Source organism: Janthinobacterium sp. BHSEK (assembly GCF_056174685.1).
The window spans coordinates 1-15,519 of the sequence record NZ_JBWBYV010000036.1; the positions used below are offsets into that span (position 1 = coordinate 1).

Here is a 15,519-nt window from a genome sequence, read left to right on the forward strand (position 1 = left end):
ACGCATGCCGTCAGCCATGGCGGTGCGTGCGCCGGGCAGCGGCCTGCCCGCGGCTATGTTTAGCGGAATGGTCGGCGCAAGTGTGGCCCTGCGCCGCAGGGAATGTAGCCTAAGTTGCGTGCTTGCCGTAGCAATGCGGGCAAGACACCTCATACACATATTCCGGCGCCAGTTGCTGGCGCGGCGTGACGACGGCGCGGCAGACGAAGCATTGCACGGTTTCCGTCGGTTCCAGTTTCGGGTTCAGGGCCGTGCGGTAGTCGAAGACGAAGCAGTCGCCCGTGTAGTGCTCGCCGCCCACTTCCTCAAAATACTTCAGGATGCCGCCGTCGAGCTGGTACACGCTGTCGTAGCCGATTTCCTTCATGTGGATGGCGGCCTTTTCGCAGCGGATGCCGCCCGTGCAGAAGGTGACGACGGTCTTGCCTTCCAGTTCATCCTTGTGGGCCGCCGCCACGGCCGGGAATTCCGTGAACTTGTCGATGCGATAATCAAGCGTGTTGTTGAATGTGCCCACGTCCACTTCAAAGGCGTTGCGCGTTTCCATCATGACCACGGGTTTGCCCGCGTCGTCGACGCCGGCGTCGAGCCAGCGCTTGAGCGTATGCGCGTCGACGGACGGGGCGCGGCCCAGTTCCGGCTTGATCAGCGGCATGCGCATGGTGATGATTTCCTTTTTCAGCTTGACCAGCATGCGCTTGTGCGATTGCTCGTTCGATAAGCTTTCCTTCCATTCCAGGTCAGCCAAGCGCTCGTCGCTGCGCACCCAGGCGAGGAAGCTGTCGATATGCTCGCGCGTGCCTGACAGGAACATATTGATGCCTTCCGGCGTCAGCAGGATCGTGCCCTTCAGGCCCAGCGCCAGGCATTGCTCCTGATACAAGGGACGCATGGCTTCCGTATCGGCCAGCGTGATGAATTTATACGCGGCAATATTGACGAACGTGGCGGCGGACGGGCTGGCGGCAGCGGAAACGGCGGGTGTTGCTGGGGTGATGGCTTGCATGATGGCGATCGGCTTAGACTGAACAGCCGATATTATAAGCCCGACAGGCCAGGCGGGATACCCGGTCCGTACGCGCGACGCGGTAGAATAGACCCCATTGAATTTTGCACGAAACGGTACACAGGATGGAAATGGTAATGCAAGAGGCCGGCGCTCCGGCCGTGACACCGCAAGCTGCACAAGGGCCCGCATTTGTCCATTTGCGCGTGCACTCGGAGTACTCGATCGTCGATGGCCTGGTGCGCATCGACGATGTGGTCAAGGCGGCGGCGAAGGACAAGCAGGTGGCGCTGGCCGTCACCGACCTGTCGAACCTGTTTGGCATGGTCAAGTTCTACAAGGAAGCGCGCGGCAAGGGCATCAAGCCCATCGTCGGCGTCGACGTGTGGATCACGAATGACGACAACCGCGAAAAACCGTCGCGGCTGCTGTTGCTGGCGAAGAACCGCATGGGTTATCTGCAGTTGTGCGAACTGCTGTCGACGGCCTGGCTGACCAACCAGTACAAGGGGCGCGCCGAGCTGCGCATCGAGTGGCTGCAGGCGCTGGCGACGAATACCTACGACCTGTACCCGGGCGAAAGCGCGGCGAATGGCTTGATCGTGCTGTCCGGCGCGCATTTCGGCGACGTCGGTACTGCCATCGAGAATGGCAACCTGGCCCTGGCCGAGCGCAATGCGCAGCGCTGGGCCGAGATTTTCCCCGGCCATTTCTATATTGAAATCCAGCGCGGCGGCCAGGCCAACCAGGAGGCGCAGGTGCGCCACGCGGTGGCCCTGGCTGCCAAGCTGGGCTTGCCCGTGGTCGCCACCCATCCCGTGCAATTCATTTCCCCTGAGGAATTTATTGCCCACGAAGCACGGACCTGTATCGCCGAAGGCGAAATGCTGGCCAACGCCAAGCGGGTGAAACGCTTCAATGACAGCCAGCGCTTCCTGTCGCAGGCCGACATGGCGGAATTGTTTGCCGACTTGCCGGCCGCGCTGGCCAATTCCGTGGAAATCGCCAAGCGCTGCAATCTGACCTTGACCCTGGGCAAGCCGCAACTGCCGAACTTCCCCACGCCGGATGGCATGACGATCGACCAGTTCCTCGTGGCCGAATCGCAGGCGGGCCTGGAAAAGCGTTTGATCCAGCTGTATCCGGACCCGGAACGGCGCGAAAAGGAGCGTCCGCGCTACGCATCGCGCTTGAAATTCGAGACGGACACGATTTGCAACATGAAATTCCCCGGCTACTTCCTGATCGTGGCCGAGTTTATCCAGTGGGCCAAGGAAAACGGCGTGCCCGTCGGCCCGGGGCGCGGTTCGGGCGCCGGTTCGCTGGTCGCGTATTCGCTGTTGATTACGGATCTTGATCCATTGCAATACAACCTGCTGTTCGAGCGCTTCCTGAATCCCGAACGCGTCTCGATGCCCGACTTCGATATTGACTTTTGTCAGGAAGGGCGCGATCGCGTCATCCAGCACGTCAAGGATTTGTACGGCAAGGAGGCCGTCTCGCAGATCGCCACCTTCGGTACCATGGCGGCCAAGGGCGCGATCCGCGACGTGGGCCGCGTGATGGACTTCGGCTACAACTTCTGCGACGGCATCTCGAAGCTGATTCCGTTCAAGCCCGGCAAGCCCGTGTCGATCGCCGACGCCATCGAGGAAGAGCCGCTGCTCAAGGAGCGCCTGGAAAACGAGGAAGAGGTCAAGCAGCTGCTGGACCTGGCGCAGCAGGTCGAAGGCATCACGCGCAATATCGGCATGCACGCGGGGGGCGTGCTGATCGCCCCGGGCAAGCTGACGGACTTCTGTCCGCTGTACACGCAGGGCGGCGACTCGGGTGTCGTGTCGCAGTACGACAAGGATGACGTGGAGGCCGTCGGCCTCGTGAAGTTCGACTTCTTGGGTCTGACCACGCTGACCATCCTCGACCGCGCCGTGCGCTACATCAAGCAGCTTGATCCCGCGCAGGCGAACTTCGACCTGGCCACCTTGCCGCTGAACGACAAGCCATCGTATGACCTGCTGACCAAGGCCAAGACCGTGGCCGTGTTCCAACTGGAGTCGCGCGGCATGCAGGGCATGCTGAAAGATGCGCGTCCCGACCGTTTCGAAGACATTATCGCGCTCGTGGCGCTGTACCGTCCGGGCCCGATGGACCTGATTCCCGACTTCTGCAAGCGCAAGCACGGCGAGCGCTTCGATTATCCCGATCCGCGCACGGAATCGATTCTGTCCGAAACCTACGGCATCATGGTGTATCAGGAGCAGGTGATGCAGATGGCGCAGATCGTCGGCGGCTACTCGCTCGGCGGCGCCGACATGCTGCGCCGCGCCATGGGTAAGAAGAAGGCCGAAGAGATGGCCGAGCACCGCGAGATCTTCCGCGCCGGTGCGGCGAAGGATGGCTTGACGGCGGAAAAGGCCGACGAGATCTTCGACTTGATGGAAAAGTTCGCCGGCTACGGTTTCAACAAATCGCACGCCGCCGCCTACGCCTTGCTGTCGTACCACACGGCCTACCTGAAAGCGCACCACACGGCCGCCTTCATGGCCGCCAACTTGTCGCTGGCCATGGATGACACGGACAAGATCAAGATTCTGGTGGAAGATTCGCTGGAAATCTGCAAGCTGACCTTGTTGCCGCCGGACATCAATGAGTCCGATTACCGCTTCACGCCGAGCGGTGCGCCGCCGTCCGTGAGCGGCAAGAAAGTCACGCAGATCCGCTATGGCCTGGGCGCCGTGAAAGGCTCGGGCCAGAACGCCATCGAAGCCATCATCGCCGCGCGCGAGGCGGGCGGGCCCTTCACGAGCCTGTTCGATTTCTGCAAGCGCGTGGATAAAAAGCAGATCAACCGCCGCACCATCGAGTCGCTGATCCGCAGCGGCGCCTTCGATTGCCTGAAGGTCGACCGTGCCATCCTGCTCGCATCCGTGGCGTTCGCCATGGAGTGCGCCGATCAGGCCGCCAAGGCGGCCAACCAGGTGAGCCTGTTCGGCGGCGACGACAGCGACATGGTGGCGCCGCCCGAGTACGTCAAGGTGCCCGTATGGACGGATAAACAGCGCCTGACGGAAGAAAAGATCGCGCTGGGCTTCTACCTGTCGGGCCACCTGTTTGATTCGTATGCGCCCGAGGCGCGCCGTTTTGCGCGCACGAAACTGTCGGAACTGTCGCCATCGCGCGAGCCGCGCATGATGGCGGGCGTCATCACGGGCTTGCGCACGCAGATGACGCAGCGCGGCAAGATCCTCATCGTCACCCTGGATGACAAGAGCGGCACGGTGGAAGTGACGGTGTATGGCGAATTGTTCGATTCCAACCGGAAAATCTTCAAGGAAGACGAATTCCTGGCCGTCGTCGGCAAGGTGTCGGAAGACCGTTTCTCGGGCGGCTTGCGCATCACGGCCGAGAGCGCCTTCGACATCATCGCCGCGCGCGTGCAATATGGCCGCCAGCTGGGCCTGACCTTGCCGGCCACCCTGGACGCCAAGCGCATCCGTGACGTGATCATGCCGCACCGGGCCGAGACGGGCTTGCCGATCGCCGCGCGGGTCAGCCCGCAAGGCGTCAGTTGCGTGCTGCAGTTTGGCGACGAGTGGAAAGTGGCGCCATCGGATGAATTGCAGATGGCGCTGGAGCAGATGCTAGGCGCGCAAGAGGTGGCGGTCGAATACTGACCGGCACTGCCCGGCGCAGACAACAAAGCCAAACCGCAGACATGCTGGTTTGGCTTTTTTACGTTTACATGTCTTTCAGGCCCGTGATCGCATAGCCCTTGGCGGCGATCTGCTGGTGCGGCTGTTCGATATGGTAGTCGGGCAAGATCTCGGCATCGTCGGCCACTTCGCTGGCGCGTACTTCGAGTTGCCAGTCGGTATTGGTCACTTCTTCCGGAATAAGCTTTCCTTCCGGCACGGCGAGGTAGGAAAAAATGCCGTCGTGTTCGGCCCGGCGGTAGATGTCTACGCGCATGAATGCCTCCTAGTAAACGTTGGGGGAACCGGCGCACCGCAGTGCATGCCGATAGCGCTAGCGTAACAGGATTGTGCCATGCACGCGTTGTAGCGTGTGCCGCAAGAGGGAGGAGCGCTCAGGCGATGGCGGAAGCGTAGTCGTCGTCATCGAGTATGGCCGATTGACGTACCTCGCCGGCGGCCGCAGCGTTTGCCGTGGCGGCTTGCAGGGGGCTGCGATGCGCGTCGAGGCCGTTACGCAGGCTGCCGATCATGGCCAGTGTCAGTTCATGGCGCTTGCGGGCTTCCGAGCGTTTCTTGGAAGGAATTTCTTCCAGTGCCGGCAAGGGCAGGTTTTCGCACCTTAGCTCGAAATCGCCATCCTGGCGCATGTGCGCACCCAATTCTTGCCATATTGCATTGTAGTCGGCGAACAAACGGCCTTTCTTCGCGGAGTGGTGTACGGCACGGTTGATATTGCCGACAAGAAGCATCTTGCCGCAGCCGTGTTCATACCCCAGCTGGCGCACCAGGCGTACCATCAGGGTCTTCGGACGCATGCCGTGCAAGTCGCGCGTTGCCTCGCGCACGCGGTGCGCGCTTTCCTGGCCCTTCGGGCCTTGCAGGCAGCCGATGCGCATGGCCAGGGTGGCGCGCAGCTGGCTGCCGAAGAAGGAAAAGGCGATCGAATAGAGCACGTCGTCGTCATGCATCAGTTGCAGCACCATCTCGCCTTCGCGGTCCATCGGGTGCAGCGAACACAGTTGCAAATGGTAGGGCGCACCCGACTTGCCCGCCACGGTGCCCAGGCGCACGGGGCCGTGGGCCGCTTGACTCATCAGCTTGCCCCAGCCTTGCTGCAAGATGAAGTGGTAGTGCTCGGCCAGCAATGCCACGCGCTGGTGGCAATTCAAGGTCAGGCTCAGGTAAGGCCGGTAGACCTTGTGGATCATGTGCGGATAGGCGTGGACCAGATCATGAAACACCGGATGCGAATTCAGCAGTTGTAGCCATAGTCGGGTTTGGCGTTGTTGCACGCGGGCGCGCAGATGCAGCTTGAACAGTTCGCGCCAGCGGCGCATGCCGTTCGGCATCGCCATCAAGCCGTCAGACAGGGTAATAGTTGGCGTCATCGTGCGCATGTCCATGATAAAGAGGGAGCGTCGAAGCCGTTTCGGCTCAGACGGGTACCGGGCTGCTGACGCCCTCGTGGTTTGCCAGCAGGATGGTGGTGCCGCGGCTGCCACGCGCCAGCTTGCCGGCCAGGCCGCCCGAAAAACGCCGCGGCCAGGCGCCGTGCCGCTGCGCTGGCAAGACCACTTCGTGGCAACCCAGCAGCTCAGCCGTATCGAGGATCGTGAACAGCGGCTCGCCGGCGAAAATGTGGGTGCTGAAATCGATATGAGAACGGCTCAGGTAGAGTCCCGCCTCGTGCATCATGTGCTGCGTGGCCGGGTCAAGGGCATCGTATTCGCTGGCGCTGTGCCGGGGCAGGCCATCGGCACGGCGCCGCGGCGCCGGGGTCACGTGCAACAGGCTGACGCAGACGTTGATGCCCCATTCCTGCAGGCGCCTGGCGTAGCGCGCACCGTAGATGATGTCGCTGGCGCGCTTGACGGGCAAGAGCAGCAGCAAGGTATCCTGGCCCGGCTTGCCGCAGATGCCGGCGGCGCTGTCCGGGGCGCGGTGGCGTTGCGGGGCAAGGCGCGGTGCATGCATGGAAAAGATGGCCGTGGTGGAAAAACCACATCATCTTATCCATGCCCGTACCCCCTGTAAATTGGCGAAACAGCGTACGGGTTTCCCTTATGGCCGCGTGTTTTTAATAGCGGTAAGTGACATACACGGCGCCGATCGGCGAGGTCTTGCGCTGCACGATGGGACTCTTGGCCGCGTCGCCCAGACGGCTCTCGACGCCGACCAGCGTGTTGATACCCCAGCGCGCATCGAAGCGGTGTTCCCAGTTGACGGTGGCTTGCGCTTCATAGAAACCGCCCTTGGGCGTGTATTGCTTGAACGAGGTATTCGCGGCCTGGGTGGCCGTCACCCCATACATGGTCTGTACATACTTGCGCTCGCCCCAGCCCAGCTGGCCGCCTATGCTCACGCTGTCCTTCTGCATGCCCTTGGCATCGGCCCGGCCGTAGATCTGGCCTGTGGCGCCGAAATGCACATTCGCGCCATTTTCGCGGTTCGACAGGGGAATGTCGCTCGAGACGCTCAGCGACAGGCCTGGGAAGGGCGAATAGCCGGCGCTGAGCAGGGCGCTGGCGTTGCCCTTGACTTCGCCCATGCCCTTCAGGTAATCGCTGCCGCCCCAGCCGTTGGCGCCCGTGCGCTTGTGGTCTTCGCGATTGCCGCGGTAGCCCAGCGCGGCGCTGTAGCTGAAGGGGCCGGCCTGGCCGCCATAGCCGATGCCGCGCGACGTGCTGAAGAACAGGCCATTGGTCATGGCGTAGTCGAGGATGATCAACGGCGAGGCCGACAGCTTGTCGGCGCCGGAATAGCTGGACACGGCGGCGACGCCGCCGCCGATGGTGAAGACATTTTCCGCCGGCGGTTCGGCCGCCGCAGCGGCCAGCGGGTTGAGGATCATGCCGCTGGCGAGTGCCAGCGAGGTCAGCAGGGTTGTGGGTGCGTGCATGGAGTTTTCCGTCAGGTGGAGAACCGAGTCCGGAGTGGCTCGATTGACTGCCGACAGTATCGGTCCTTGCCATGAAGGAAAAATGAGCCTTTTATTAAGATTGCATGAAGAGCGCTTCTTTACCCATTCTTCAGCTTGCGGTGGTTTAATGCTCACCATGAAGATACTGCTGATTGAAGACGATATGGACCTGGGCAATGGCGTGCGGATTGCCTTGCGCGACCAGGGCATGCAAGTGGTCTGGGTGCGCAGCCTGGAGGATGCGGCGCGCAGCATCGAGCACGACAGCTGCGAACTGGTGCTGCTGGACCTGGGCTTGCCCGATGGCGATGGCCTCGATTTGCTGGCCCGGCTGCGCGCGGCGCGCCTGCCGGTGCTGATCCTCAGTGCCCGCGATACGCTGGAACAGCGCTTGCGGGGTCTCGATGGGGGCGCCGACGATTACCTGGTGAAGCCCTTCGTGCTGGCCGAGCTGCTGTCGCGCGTGCGCGCCCTGGCACGCCGCAGCTATGGCTTCGATGGCGATACGATCGAATTGCGCGGCCTGCTGCTGCAGGTGCCCACGCGGCGTGTCAGCGTGCATGGCCGGCCCGTGGAGCTCACCGCCAGTGAATATGCCCTGCTGAAGACCTTGCTGATGCGCGCCAACCGGGTCATCACGCGCCGCGTGCTGGAAGAACACATCCTGCCCGGCGGGCTGGCCAATGCCAGCAATACCCTGGATGTGCATATGGGCAACCTGCGCCGCAAGATAGGCGAAGGGTATATCCGCACCGTGCGCGGCGTCGGTTATGTCATCGACCAGCAGGGCGAGACATCCACCCCGTCGGGCAGCGGCGCATGATGGGGCGTTTCTGGGCCATGCTGCGCCGGCCTACCCTGGTGCGCCGCCTGATGATGGCGCAAATGCTGATGCTGACTGTCCTGTGGAGCCTGGCCGTGGCGTATGTGCTGGTCGAGGGAGCTGGCGAAGCGAGCAATGTGACCCGCGGCGTGCTGCACGCCATTGTCAGCGTGGCCGATAACCTGGCCGAGCAGCCGCAGCGCCAGCAACAAAGCTTGCGCGCCATCGATGAAGCCTTGCGCGAGGAATTTGAAATGGGCCAGGTGCCGGAGCTGGCGCCGCGCATCCTGGTCTGGCGCGAGGGCAAACTGGTCTACAAGTCGCCCGATGCGCCCAGCGGTATCCGCAGCGCCGGCCCGGAGCAGATGGAAGTGGTGTACATCAAGGGCCAGGCTTGGCGCAGCCGCAGCCTGACCGAGGGCGGCACGCGCGTGACGGTGCTGGAAGCGGGAGGCGCCTGGCAATTTTTCATCACGATCAATTCACGCGGTTACTACCTGCTGCCGTTGCTGATCAGCCTGCCGTTTCTGCTGGTGCCGGCCTGGCTGTCGATCCGCCTGGCCATGCGCCCTTGGCGCAAGGTGGCGCAGGAGGTGGCGGCGCGCGGGCCACAGGATTTGCGTCCGCTGGCGTTCAAGCCGCCGCATGGCGAACTGGCGGCGCTGGTCGACAATATCAACGCCCTGTTGCAGCGGGTCGATGCCAGCGCCGCGCGCGAACGCAGCTTCATCGCCGATGCCACGCATGAGCTGCGCACGCCGCTGGCAGCCATGCGCGTGAATGTCGAGGCCTTGCAGGGGCAGACGCATGATGCGCGTCAGCAAGAGCTACTGGACGGTATCTTGAACAGCGGCAAACGGGCCGCGCGCCTGGTGGGCCAGCTGCTGCAGCTGACGCGCAGCGAAGTGCAGGCGGGCGGGGGCGAGTTGCCGCGGCGGCAGGCGCTCGATATCTTGCTGCAAGACCGTCTGGCGGCCCTGTCCGGCCTGGCGCAGGCGGGCGATATCGAGCTTGAATTGCAAGCCGGCGTCTCGCTCAGCGTACCCGGACAGCGCGAGAGCCTGGTCTCGCTGATCGACAACCTGGTGGAGAACGCCATCAAGTACAGTCCGCGCGGCAGCAGCGTGACGGTGTCGCTGCATGCGGAGCGGGGCCAGGCCGTGCTGCACGTGGCCGATCAGGGACCGGGCATCGCGCCGGCGCTGTATGAACGCGTGTTCGACCGCTTTTTCCGCGCGCCGCAGCAGGCGCAGCCAGGCAGCGGCCTGGGCTTGTCCATCGTCGCTTCCGTCGTGCGTCAGCACGGCGGCACGATTCAGTTGCACAGCGGTAATGGCGGCCTGGGCTTGCTGGTGGAGGTGCGCTTGCCGTTGGCCGAGGCCTGACCGCGCTGGCGTGCCTTGCGATATTGCATGAAGATTATTTCATGTGCCTATAACGCAAGATGGCATGGCGTGGCGCACGCTTGCGATGCATAATGCAAGACAGTTAAAAAACACCGTTATGCGCCCATTCCTGTCCCGCTACCTGCCGTACCCCGCCTTTGTCGGCCTGTACCTGCTGTTTGACTGGGCGACCTATATCGACCCGATGTACGGGCTGAACATCACCCCCTGGAACCCCGATCCCGCGCTGGGCCTGGTATTTTGGCTGATCCATGGACGCAAGGCGGCGCTGCCATGGTTCATCGCCCTGGTGGCCGGCGAGGTGCTGGTGCGCGGCATGCCGGCAGGCCTGCCCCTGACCTTGCTCTGTTCGGCGTGGCTGGTGCTCGGCTATGGCGGCATCGGCGCCGTCTTGCGCCGCAGTTTCAGCAGCAGCGACATCTTCGACAACCGGCGCCGCCTGAGCGCCTGGGTCCTCATCGTGCTGCTTGGCACCGTGCTCAATGCGCTCGGCTATATTTCCTTGCTGTCGCTGACGGGGCGCATCCCGGCCAGCGAATGGGGCACGGCAGTCTGGCGTTTCGGCATCGGCGACACGGTCGGCATGCTGGTGTCGATGCCGCTGATCTGGGTGTTGTTCAGCGAGCGCGGGCGTGAGCGCCTGCGGGCCGCCGTCTGGCGCTGGGAAACCCTGGCTTACCTGGCGCTGGCCAGTTTCGTGTTGTGGAGCCTCTTCGGTGCCATCGTGCGTTCGGAATACAAGCATTTCTATTTCCTGTTTCTCCCCGTAATCTGGGCCGCCTCGCGCCAGGGCTTGCATGGCGCTGTGCTGGCCGTATTTGTATTGCAGCTATGCATCATCACCCTGGTGAAATGGACGCATGCGGTCGATATCCAGTTTTATGAATTGCAATTGCTCGACGCCGTGCTGGCGCTGGTGGGCTTTTTTATCGGTATCGTCGTCGATGAAATGCGCCAGGTGGCCGACGAACTGAAGCACACGATGCGCCTGGCGGCCGCCGGCGAAATGGCGGCGGCCCTGGCGCATGAGCTGAACCAGCCGCTGACGGCCTTGTCGACCTATGGCAAGGCGTGCGAATACCTGCTGGAACGGGGCGAGAACGGCGCCTTGCTGCGGGGCGCCATCGGGCACATGATCGTTGAATCGGGACGCGCCGCGGACGTGGTGCGCCGCCTGCGCGATTTTTTCCGTACCGGCGCGATGCAGCTCGAGGCGGTGCAGGCGAGCGCCTTGATCGCGGGCTTGGCGCGCCAGTTCACGCCGCTGTTCCATGAGCATGGCATCGAGCTGGTGCTGGCGCCGCCGTCGCCGCTGGCCGTCAACGCGGACCGCCTGCAAATCGAGCTGGTGCTGCGTAACTTGCTGGCCAATGCACAGGATGCGGTGATGGGCCAGCCGCGTGGCCAGCGCCGCATCACGGTGTCGGCCGAGCCGCTCGAGGGCGGCCGGCTGCGCCTGTCCGTGGAAGACAGCGGGCCCGGTATTTCCAATAGCCTGGCCGCACGCCTGTTCGAACCGTTCGTCTCGACCAAGGCCAGCGGCCTGGGGCTGGGGCTCGTGCTCAGCCGCAGCATCGTCGAAGCGCATGGCGGCCAGCTATGGGCCGAAGTGGGCAAGCATGGTATTTTTCGTTTTATCCTGCCCCTGGCGCACGCCGGTGCAGCCGCCAAGGGAGAGTATGGTGACAAGTAATTTGACGGTGTTTATCGTGGACGACGATCCCGCCGTGCGCGATGCGCTGGGTTTGCTGTTGGGCATACGCGGCTACCGCACGGCGCTGTTTTCCTGCGGCGAGGATTTCCTGCACAGCTGGCGGCCCGAGTGGGCCGGTTGTCTGCTGATCGATATCCGCATGTCGGGCATGGATGGCCTGAGCCTGCAGCGCCGCCTGCTGGAGCTCAACTGCATGCTGCCCATCATCATCATCACGGGGCACGGCGACGTGGCGCTGGCACGCCAGGCATTCAAGGCGCAGGCCAGCGATTTCCTGGAAAAACCATTTGACCACGACAAGCTGCTGGCCGCCATCGATGAAGCGTTTTCGCGCGAGGCGCATGCGCGCGGCCAGTTGCAGCGCCAGGTGGAAGGGCTGGCCTTGCTGCGCGCCCTGACGCCGCGCGAGCGCGAAGTGATGCATCTGGTGGTGACGGGCCAGCACAACCGCGACATCGCCCCGGCGCTGGGTATTTCCGTGCGCACCGTGGAAGTGCACAAGGCGCGCCTGATGGACAAGCTGGGTGTCGATAATGTGGCCGACCTGGTGCGCATCAGCATGCTGGGCACCGGCTAGCCGCAGCAGAGCCCTCTAGGCGATGGCCTTCAGTACCTGATCGCTTGAAATCGCCTTGACCCAGTCGCTGCGCCGCGCCACCGTGATGACGGTGCTGTTGGCGCTGTCGAAGGGTGCCCATTCGGGATTTTTCTTGCGCATCAATGCCACCACAGGCACATGCACGGCGTTCGCCAGATGCATGATCGATGTTTCCACTGAAATAATCAGGTCGCATTGCGCCAGCATGGCCGGCAGCTGGAAAAAGTTGTCGACGGCACTGAAGGCTTGCGTGCGCGGCAAGTTGTGCGCACGCACGACGGCATCCACCCTGGCCAGTTCCTGCGGCATGGCATTGATCAGGAAGCAGGCATGCTGCCATTTCGGCATCGCCTGCATGCGCGCGATCAGCTCGGCAATGCGTTCCAGCGGCCAGCCGCGCTTGTGCGACTTGGCAAACGGATTCAATAGCACGAGCGGACCCTGGCGCGGGGCAAAGCCCCAGGCAGCCAGTTGCTCCTGCGCCTGCTGCAATGCGTGTTCGGGAATGTGCACGAAGGGGTAGCGTTCGGCCACGGGAATATCGAGTCCCGTCAATTGATGGAACCAGTCCGCATACACGCTGCTGATATGGTGTTCGCCGGCATCCTGTCCCGCATACGAGGCCAGCACGGCATCGATCTTGCGGTAGGCCAGGTAATGCCAGGGGCGTAGCGGGCTGAACGGCTTGCGCGTGCCGATCACCAGCCCGTGCGGGCTGATCGCTCGGGCAAGGTCCGCATATTGTTGTGGCCGTACGTGGGCCAGCGACACGACGACAGGATAGTGTTCCGCCTTCGCCTCGCGCAGTGACTCTTCGTATAGCGCCGGGCTGTAGGTCTTGCGGTAAACCTTGGAAAACAAACCCGACTGTTCTACCCAGTCGTACAGCGAATAGGTGCGCAAGCTTTCCCATTGTTTGGCGTCGGACGTGCGTCGTACTTCGTCGACCCACAGGTGGATCTGGAGATGGGGGTAGGCCGCGGCAAAGGCGCGGAAACCGTTTTGCAGGTAGGTAAAGTCTCCCAGCGCCAGATGGGCGATGAACAGAATTTTTTCCGACTTTTGCAGAAGTTCGGCGGGAATCAAAGGCGTCATGTATCAGTGCGATTTCAGGTATTCATTCGATGGCGTCATACCACTTGTTGGGAAAATTGCAGGCGATGCAGGTTGGCATACGCGCCGTCGGCATCCAATAATTGCTGGTGACTGCCGGTTTCCATTATTTTCCCATGCGACAATACCACGATACGGTCCGCACGTTCAATTGTTGATAGTCGATGAGCAATAACTAATGTCGTTCTGCCTTGCATCAGGTGCTCCAGCGCCGCTTGCACGGCCCGCTCCGCCTCCGTGTCCAGTGCCGAGGTGGCTTCATCGAGGATCAGGATGGGCGCATCCTTGTAGATCGCGCGGGCGATGGCCACGCGCTGGCGCTGGCCGCCGGACAGGCGCGAGCCGTTGTCGCCCAGGCGCGTTTCCAGGCCGTCGGGCAAGCCGTCGATGACGTCCGACAGGAAGGCGGCCGCCGCGGCCGCCTCGACGCGCTGCCGGTCCGGGGCCGCATCGCCATACGCGATGTTGGCGGCCAGGGTATCGTCGAACAACACCACCTGCTGGCTGACCATGGCGATCTGGCTGCGCAGGCTGGTCAGGGCGATGTCGTCAATATTCTGCCCATCGAGCAAGATTTCACCGCTGCTGACCGAATAAAAGCCGGGCAGCAGGCTGACCAGGGTGGACTTGCCGCCGCCGGACATGCCGACAAAGGCGACCGTTTGGCCTGGCGCGATGCGCAGATCGATGTGCTGCAGGGCCAGTTCCTGGTGCCCGGGGTAGGCAAAGCTGACATCCTTGAATTCGATGCGGCCTTTGCTGCGGCCCGCCAGCGGCTTGCCGCCCGTACGTTCCGGCGTCTTGTCGATCAGTAAAAAGACCTCTTCGGCGGCGGCCATCCCGCGCTGCAGGGGGCCGTTGACTTCAGCCAGTTGTTTCAGGGGCGTCAGCAGCATCAGCATGGCCGTGATGAAGGAAACGAAGCCGCCCACCGTGATTTGCCCCTGCTCCGACTGGAACAGGGCCATCACGATGACCAGGGCCACGGCGGCGGCGGTGATCACCTGCGTGATGGGCACGGTGGCGGAAAAGGTGGTGGTCATGCGCATGCTGTAGCGGCGCAATTGCTCGGCGCGCTCTTCGAAACGCGCCTTCTCGTACTGCTGTCCGCCGAAGATCTTGATCACCTGCTGGGCGCGCGTGGTTTCCTCGATGACCTGGGTCAGTTCGGCGTTGACGGCCAGCGAGTCGCGGTTGAGTTTTTTCAGGCGCTTGCCCGTGGTGCGCACGACGATGGTCAGCACGGGCAGCAGCACCAGGGTGACCAGGGTCAGTGCCCAGTTCAGGTACAGCAGCCAGGCCAGCAAGCCCAGCACGGTCAGCGAGGAGCGCACGATCGAAGTAAACACCTTGGTCACCATCTCGATGATCTGCTGCACTTCGAACATGATGGAGTTGATGACCTTGCCCACCGTGTGCGTGTTGTAGAAGTCGATGGGCAGGTTGAGCATGCTGGCAAACATCCGGCGTCGCAATTCGTTGAGGATGCGCGTGGAGACATAGCTCATCAGGTAACTGCTGGCAAACGTCGAGGCGCCGCGGATGGCAAAGATGCCGATGACGATCAGCGGCACCAGCCAGTAGGAAAATGCGACCTTGCCGCCGAAGCCATTGTCGAGCAGTAACTTGAGCGCATATGGCAGCAGCGGTTCCGTGCCCGCCGTGACGACCATCGCCAGCAGGGCCAGGGCCAGGTGTTTCTTGTAGGGCGCATGCAGCGCGGTGAGGCGCTTCAGGTCGGGCGTGAGCATCGGTATGGTTCCTTGCAGGGGACAGCAAAAACGGTCAGGCGGAAGACGAGCTCAAGCGATACGCTCTTGCTGGCGCAACAGGGCCCACAGTATCACCATCGGGAAGACCAGCATGATGATGCCGATATTCAGGGTGAGCGAACTCGTTGTCAGGCCAAAAATCATATAGCAAGTGCACAGTAGCATGCCTGCCAGAGCAAACGGCCTGGCGCCGGCAGGACCGCGGTGCGATGTGCGTGCAAACAGGGCCAAGGGCAGCAGGAGCAGAGCCAGCAGTGCCAGCACGCCAGTGATGCCGCGCTTGACCAGTACATCCAGGTAATCGCTATGGGCATTCGTATAGTCACTGACGAGTTTGCTAATTTTCCCTTCCGCCAGCATTATTTTTTTCTGTTGCAGATAGCCGGAACGGCCCATGCCCAGCCATGGATGCTCTTTTACGAGCTCTGTCGCGGTATCCCACATCACCAGCCGCTGGCCAACTGAAGTGCTG

Annotated in this window: 13 protein-coding genes; 5 read left to right on the top strand and 8 right to left on the bottom strand. The window is 62.6% G+C overall.

Annotation, left to right across the window (positions count from 1 at the left end; all coding sequences use genetic code 11):
• Window positions 1-109 precede the first annotated feature (109 nt).
• Window positions 110-1,006 carry a sulfurtransferase gene (locus AC0V2Y_RS14440; protein WP_475417430.1) on the bottom strand — a complete coding sequence of 299 codons (897 nt, stop codon included), beginning with the start codon at window positions 1,004-1,006 and terminating at the stop codon, window positions 110-112.
• A gap of 125 nt (window positions 1,007-1,131) precedes the next feature.
• Between AC0V2Y_RS14440 and dnaE the strand changes: the two genes are divergently transcribed.
• Window positions 1,132-4,680 (top strand): DNA polymerase III subunit alpha, encoded by a 3,549-nt coding sequence (gene dnaE, locus AC0V2Y_RS14445; protein WP_475417431.1) that lies wholly within the window; start codon window positions 1,132-1,134, stop codon window positions 4,678-4,680.
• Between the two features lie 64 nt (window positions 4,681-4,744).
• On the opposite strand, the gene AC0V2Y_RS14450 is transcribed toward dnaE, so the two are convergent.
• The 4 genes from AC0V2Y_RS14450 to AC0V2Y_RS14465 form a co-directional block, all read right to left on the bottom strand.
• On the bottom strand, window positions 4,745-4,975 hold the full coding sequence (locus tag AC0V2Y_RS14450; protein WP_131685369.1) for a DUF6139 family protein: 231 nt from the start codon (window positions 4,973-4,975) through the stop codon (window positions 4,745-4,747).
• A 118-nt stretch (window positions 4,976-5,093) separates the two neighbouring features.
• A complete protein-coding gene (locus AC0V2Y_RS14455; protein WP_475417432.1) occupies window positions 5,094-6,089 on the bottom strand; it encodes a VirK/YbjX family protein in 996 nt (331 codons plus the stop codon).
• A gap of 46 nt (window positions 6,090-6,135) precedes the next feature.
• A complete protein-coding gene (locus AC0V2Y_RS14460) occupies window positions 6,136-6,675 on the bottom strand; it encodes a universal stress protein (protein ID WP_475417433.1) in 540 nt (179 codons plus the stop codon).
• 103 nt (window positions 6,676-6,778) lie between these two features.
• Window positions 6,779-7,600, bottom strand: a complete 822-nt coding sequence (locus tag AC0V2Y_RS14465) for a MipA/OmpV family protein (protein ID WP_475417434.1) — start codon at window positions 7,598-7,600, stop codon at window positions 6,779-6,781.
• A 157-nt stretch (window positions 7,601-7,757) separates the two neighbouring features.
• Here AC0V2Y_RS14465 and AC0V2Y_RS14470 point away from each other — a divergent pair, with 157 nt between their 5' ends.
• From AC0V2Y_RS14470 to AC0V2Y_RS14485, 4 genes are all read left to right on the top strand, one after another.
• Window positions 7,758-8,444 (top strand): response regulator, encoded by a 687-nt coding sequence (locus tag AC0V2Y_RS14470; RefSeq protein WP_475417435.1) that lies wholly within the window; start codon window positions 7,758-7,760, stop codon window positions 8,442-8,444.
• Window positions 8,441-9,829 (top strand): sensor histidine kinase, encoded by a 1,389-nt coding sequence (locus tag AC0V2Y_RS14475; RefSeq protein WP_475417436.1) that lies wholly within the window; start codon window positions 8,441-8,443, stop codon window positions 9,827-9,829. The genes AC0V2Y_RS14470 and AC0V2Y_RS14475 overlap by 4 nt, the downstream gene beginning before the upstream one ends.
• 118 nt (window positions 9,830-9,947) lie before the next feature.
• Complete coding sequence (locus AC0V2Y_RS14480) at window positions 9,948-11,543, top strand: ATP-binding protein (RefSeq protein ID WP_475417437.1); 1,596 nt, start codon at window positions 9,948-9,950, stop codon at window positions 11,541-11,543.
• On the top strand, window positions 11,530-12,141 hold the full coding sequence (locus AC0V2Y_RS14485) for a response regulator transcription factor (RefSeq protein WP_475417438.1): 612 nt from the start codon (window positions 11,530-11,532) through the stop codon (window positions 12,139-12,141). The genes AC0V2Y_RS14480 and AC0V2Y_RS14485 overlap by 14 nt, the downstream gene beginning before the upstream one ends.
• A gap of 15 nt (window positions 12,142-12,156) precedes the next feature.
• Here AC0V2Y_RS14485 and AC0V2Y_RS14490 read toward each other — a convergent pair whose 3' ends face one another.
• From AC0V2Y_RS14490 to AC0V2Y_RS14500, 3 genes are all read right to left on the bottom strand, one after another.
• Complete coding sequence (locus tag AC0V2Y_RS14490; RefSeq protein ID WP_475417439.1) at window positions 12,157-13,257, bottom strand: glycosyltransferase family 9 protein; 1,101 nt, start codon at window positions 13,255-13,257, stop codon at window positions 12,157-12,159.
• A gap of 35 nt (window positions 13,258-13,292) precedes the next feature.
• Entirely contained in the window at window positions 13,293-15,026 is a 1,734-nt protein-coding gene (msbA, locus tag AC0V2Y_RS14495; protein WP_475417440.1) for a lipid A export permease/ATP-binding protein MsbA, read from the bottom strand.
• Between the two features lie 51 nt (window positions 15,027-15,077).
• On the bottom strand, window positions 15,078-15,519 hold a 442-nt coding region (locus AC0V2Y_RS14500), incomplete at its 5' end, for an O-antigen ligase family protein (RefSeq protein ID WP_475418345.1).

What these genes read in the sequence shown, in the direction of transcription:
- AC0V2Y_RS14440 (WP_475417430.1), bottom strand. Translation starts at nt 1,006, where the DNA reads ATGCAAGCCATCACCCCAGCAACACCCGCCGTTTCCGCTGCCGCCAGC.
- dnaE (WP_475417431.1), top strand. Translation starts at nt 1,132, where the DNA reads ATGGAAATGGTAATGCAAGAGGCCGGCGCTCCGGCCGTGACACCGCAA.
- AC0V2Y_RS14450 (WP_131685369.1), bottom strand. Translation starts at nt 4,975, where the DNA reads ATGCGCGTAGACATCTACCGCCGGGCCGAACACGACGGCATTTTTTCC.
- AC0V2Y_RS14455 (WP_475417432.1), bottom strand. Translation starts at nt 6,089, where the DNA reads ATGACGCCAACTATTACCCTGTCTGACGGCTTGATGGCGATGCCGAAC.
- AC0V2Y_RS14460 (WP_475417433.1), bottom strand. Translation starts at nt 6,675, where the DNA reads ATGCATGCACCGCGCCTTGCCCCGCAACGCCACCGCGCCCCGGACAGC.
- AC0V2Y_RS14465 (WP_475417434.1), bottom strand. Translation starts at nt 7,600, where the DNA reads ATGCACGCACCCACAACCCTGCTGACCTCGCTGGCACTCGCCAGCGGC.
- AC0V2Y_RS14470 (WP_475417435.1), top strand. Translation starts at nt 7,758, where the DNA reads ATGAAGATACTGCTGATTGAAGACGATATGGACCTGGGCAATGGCGTG.
- AC0V2Y_RS14475 (WP_475417436.1), top strand. Translation starts at nt 8,441, where the DNA reads ATGATGGGGCGTTTCTGGGCCATGCTGCGCCGGCCTACCCTGGTGCGC.
- AC0V2Y_RS14480 (WP_475417437.1), top strand. Translation starts at nt 9,948, where the DNA reads ATGCGCCCATTCCTGTCCCGCTACCTGCCGTACCCCGCCTTTGTCGGC.
- AC0V2Y_RS14485 (WP_475417438.1), top strand. Translation starts at nt 11,530, where the DNA reads ATGGTGACAAGTAATTTGACGGTGTTTATCGTGGACGACGATCCCGCC.
- AC0V2Y_RS14490 (WP_475417439.1), bottom strand. Translation starts at nt 13,257, where the DNA reads ATGACGCCTTTGATTCCCGCCGAACTTCTGCAAAAGTCGGAAAAAATT.
- msbA (WP_475417440.1), bottom strand. Translation starts at nt 15,026, where the DNA reads ATGCTCACGCCCGACCTGAAGCGCCTCACCGCGCTGCATGCGCCCTAC.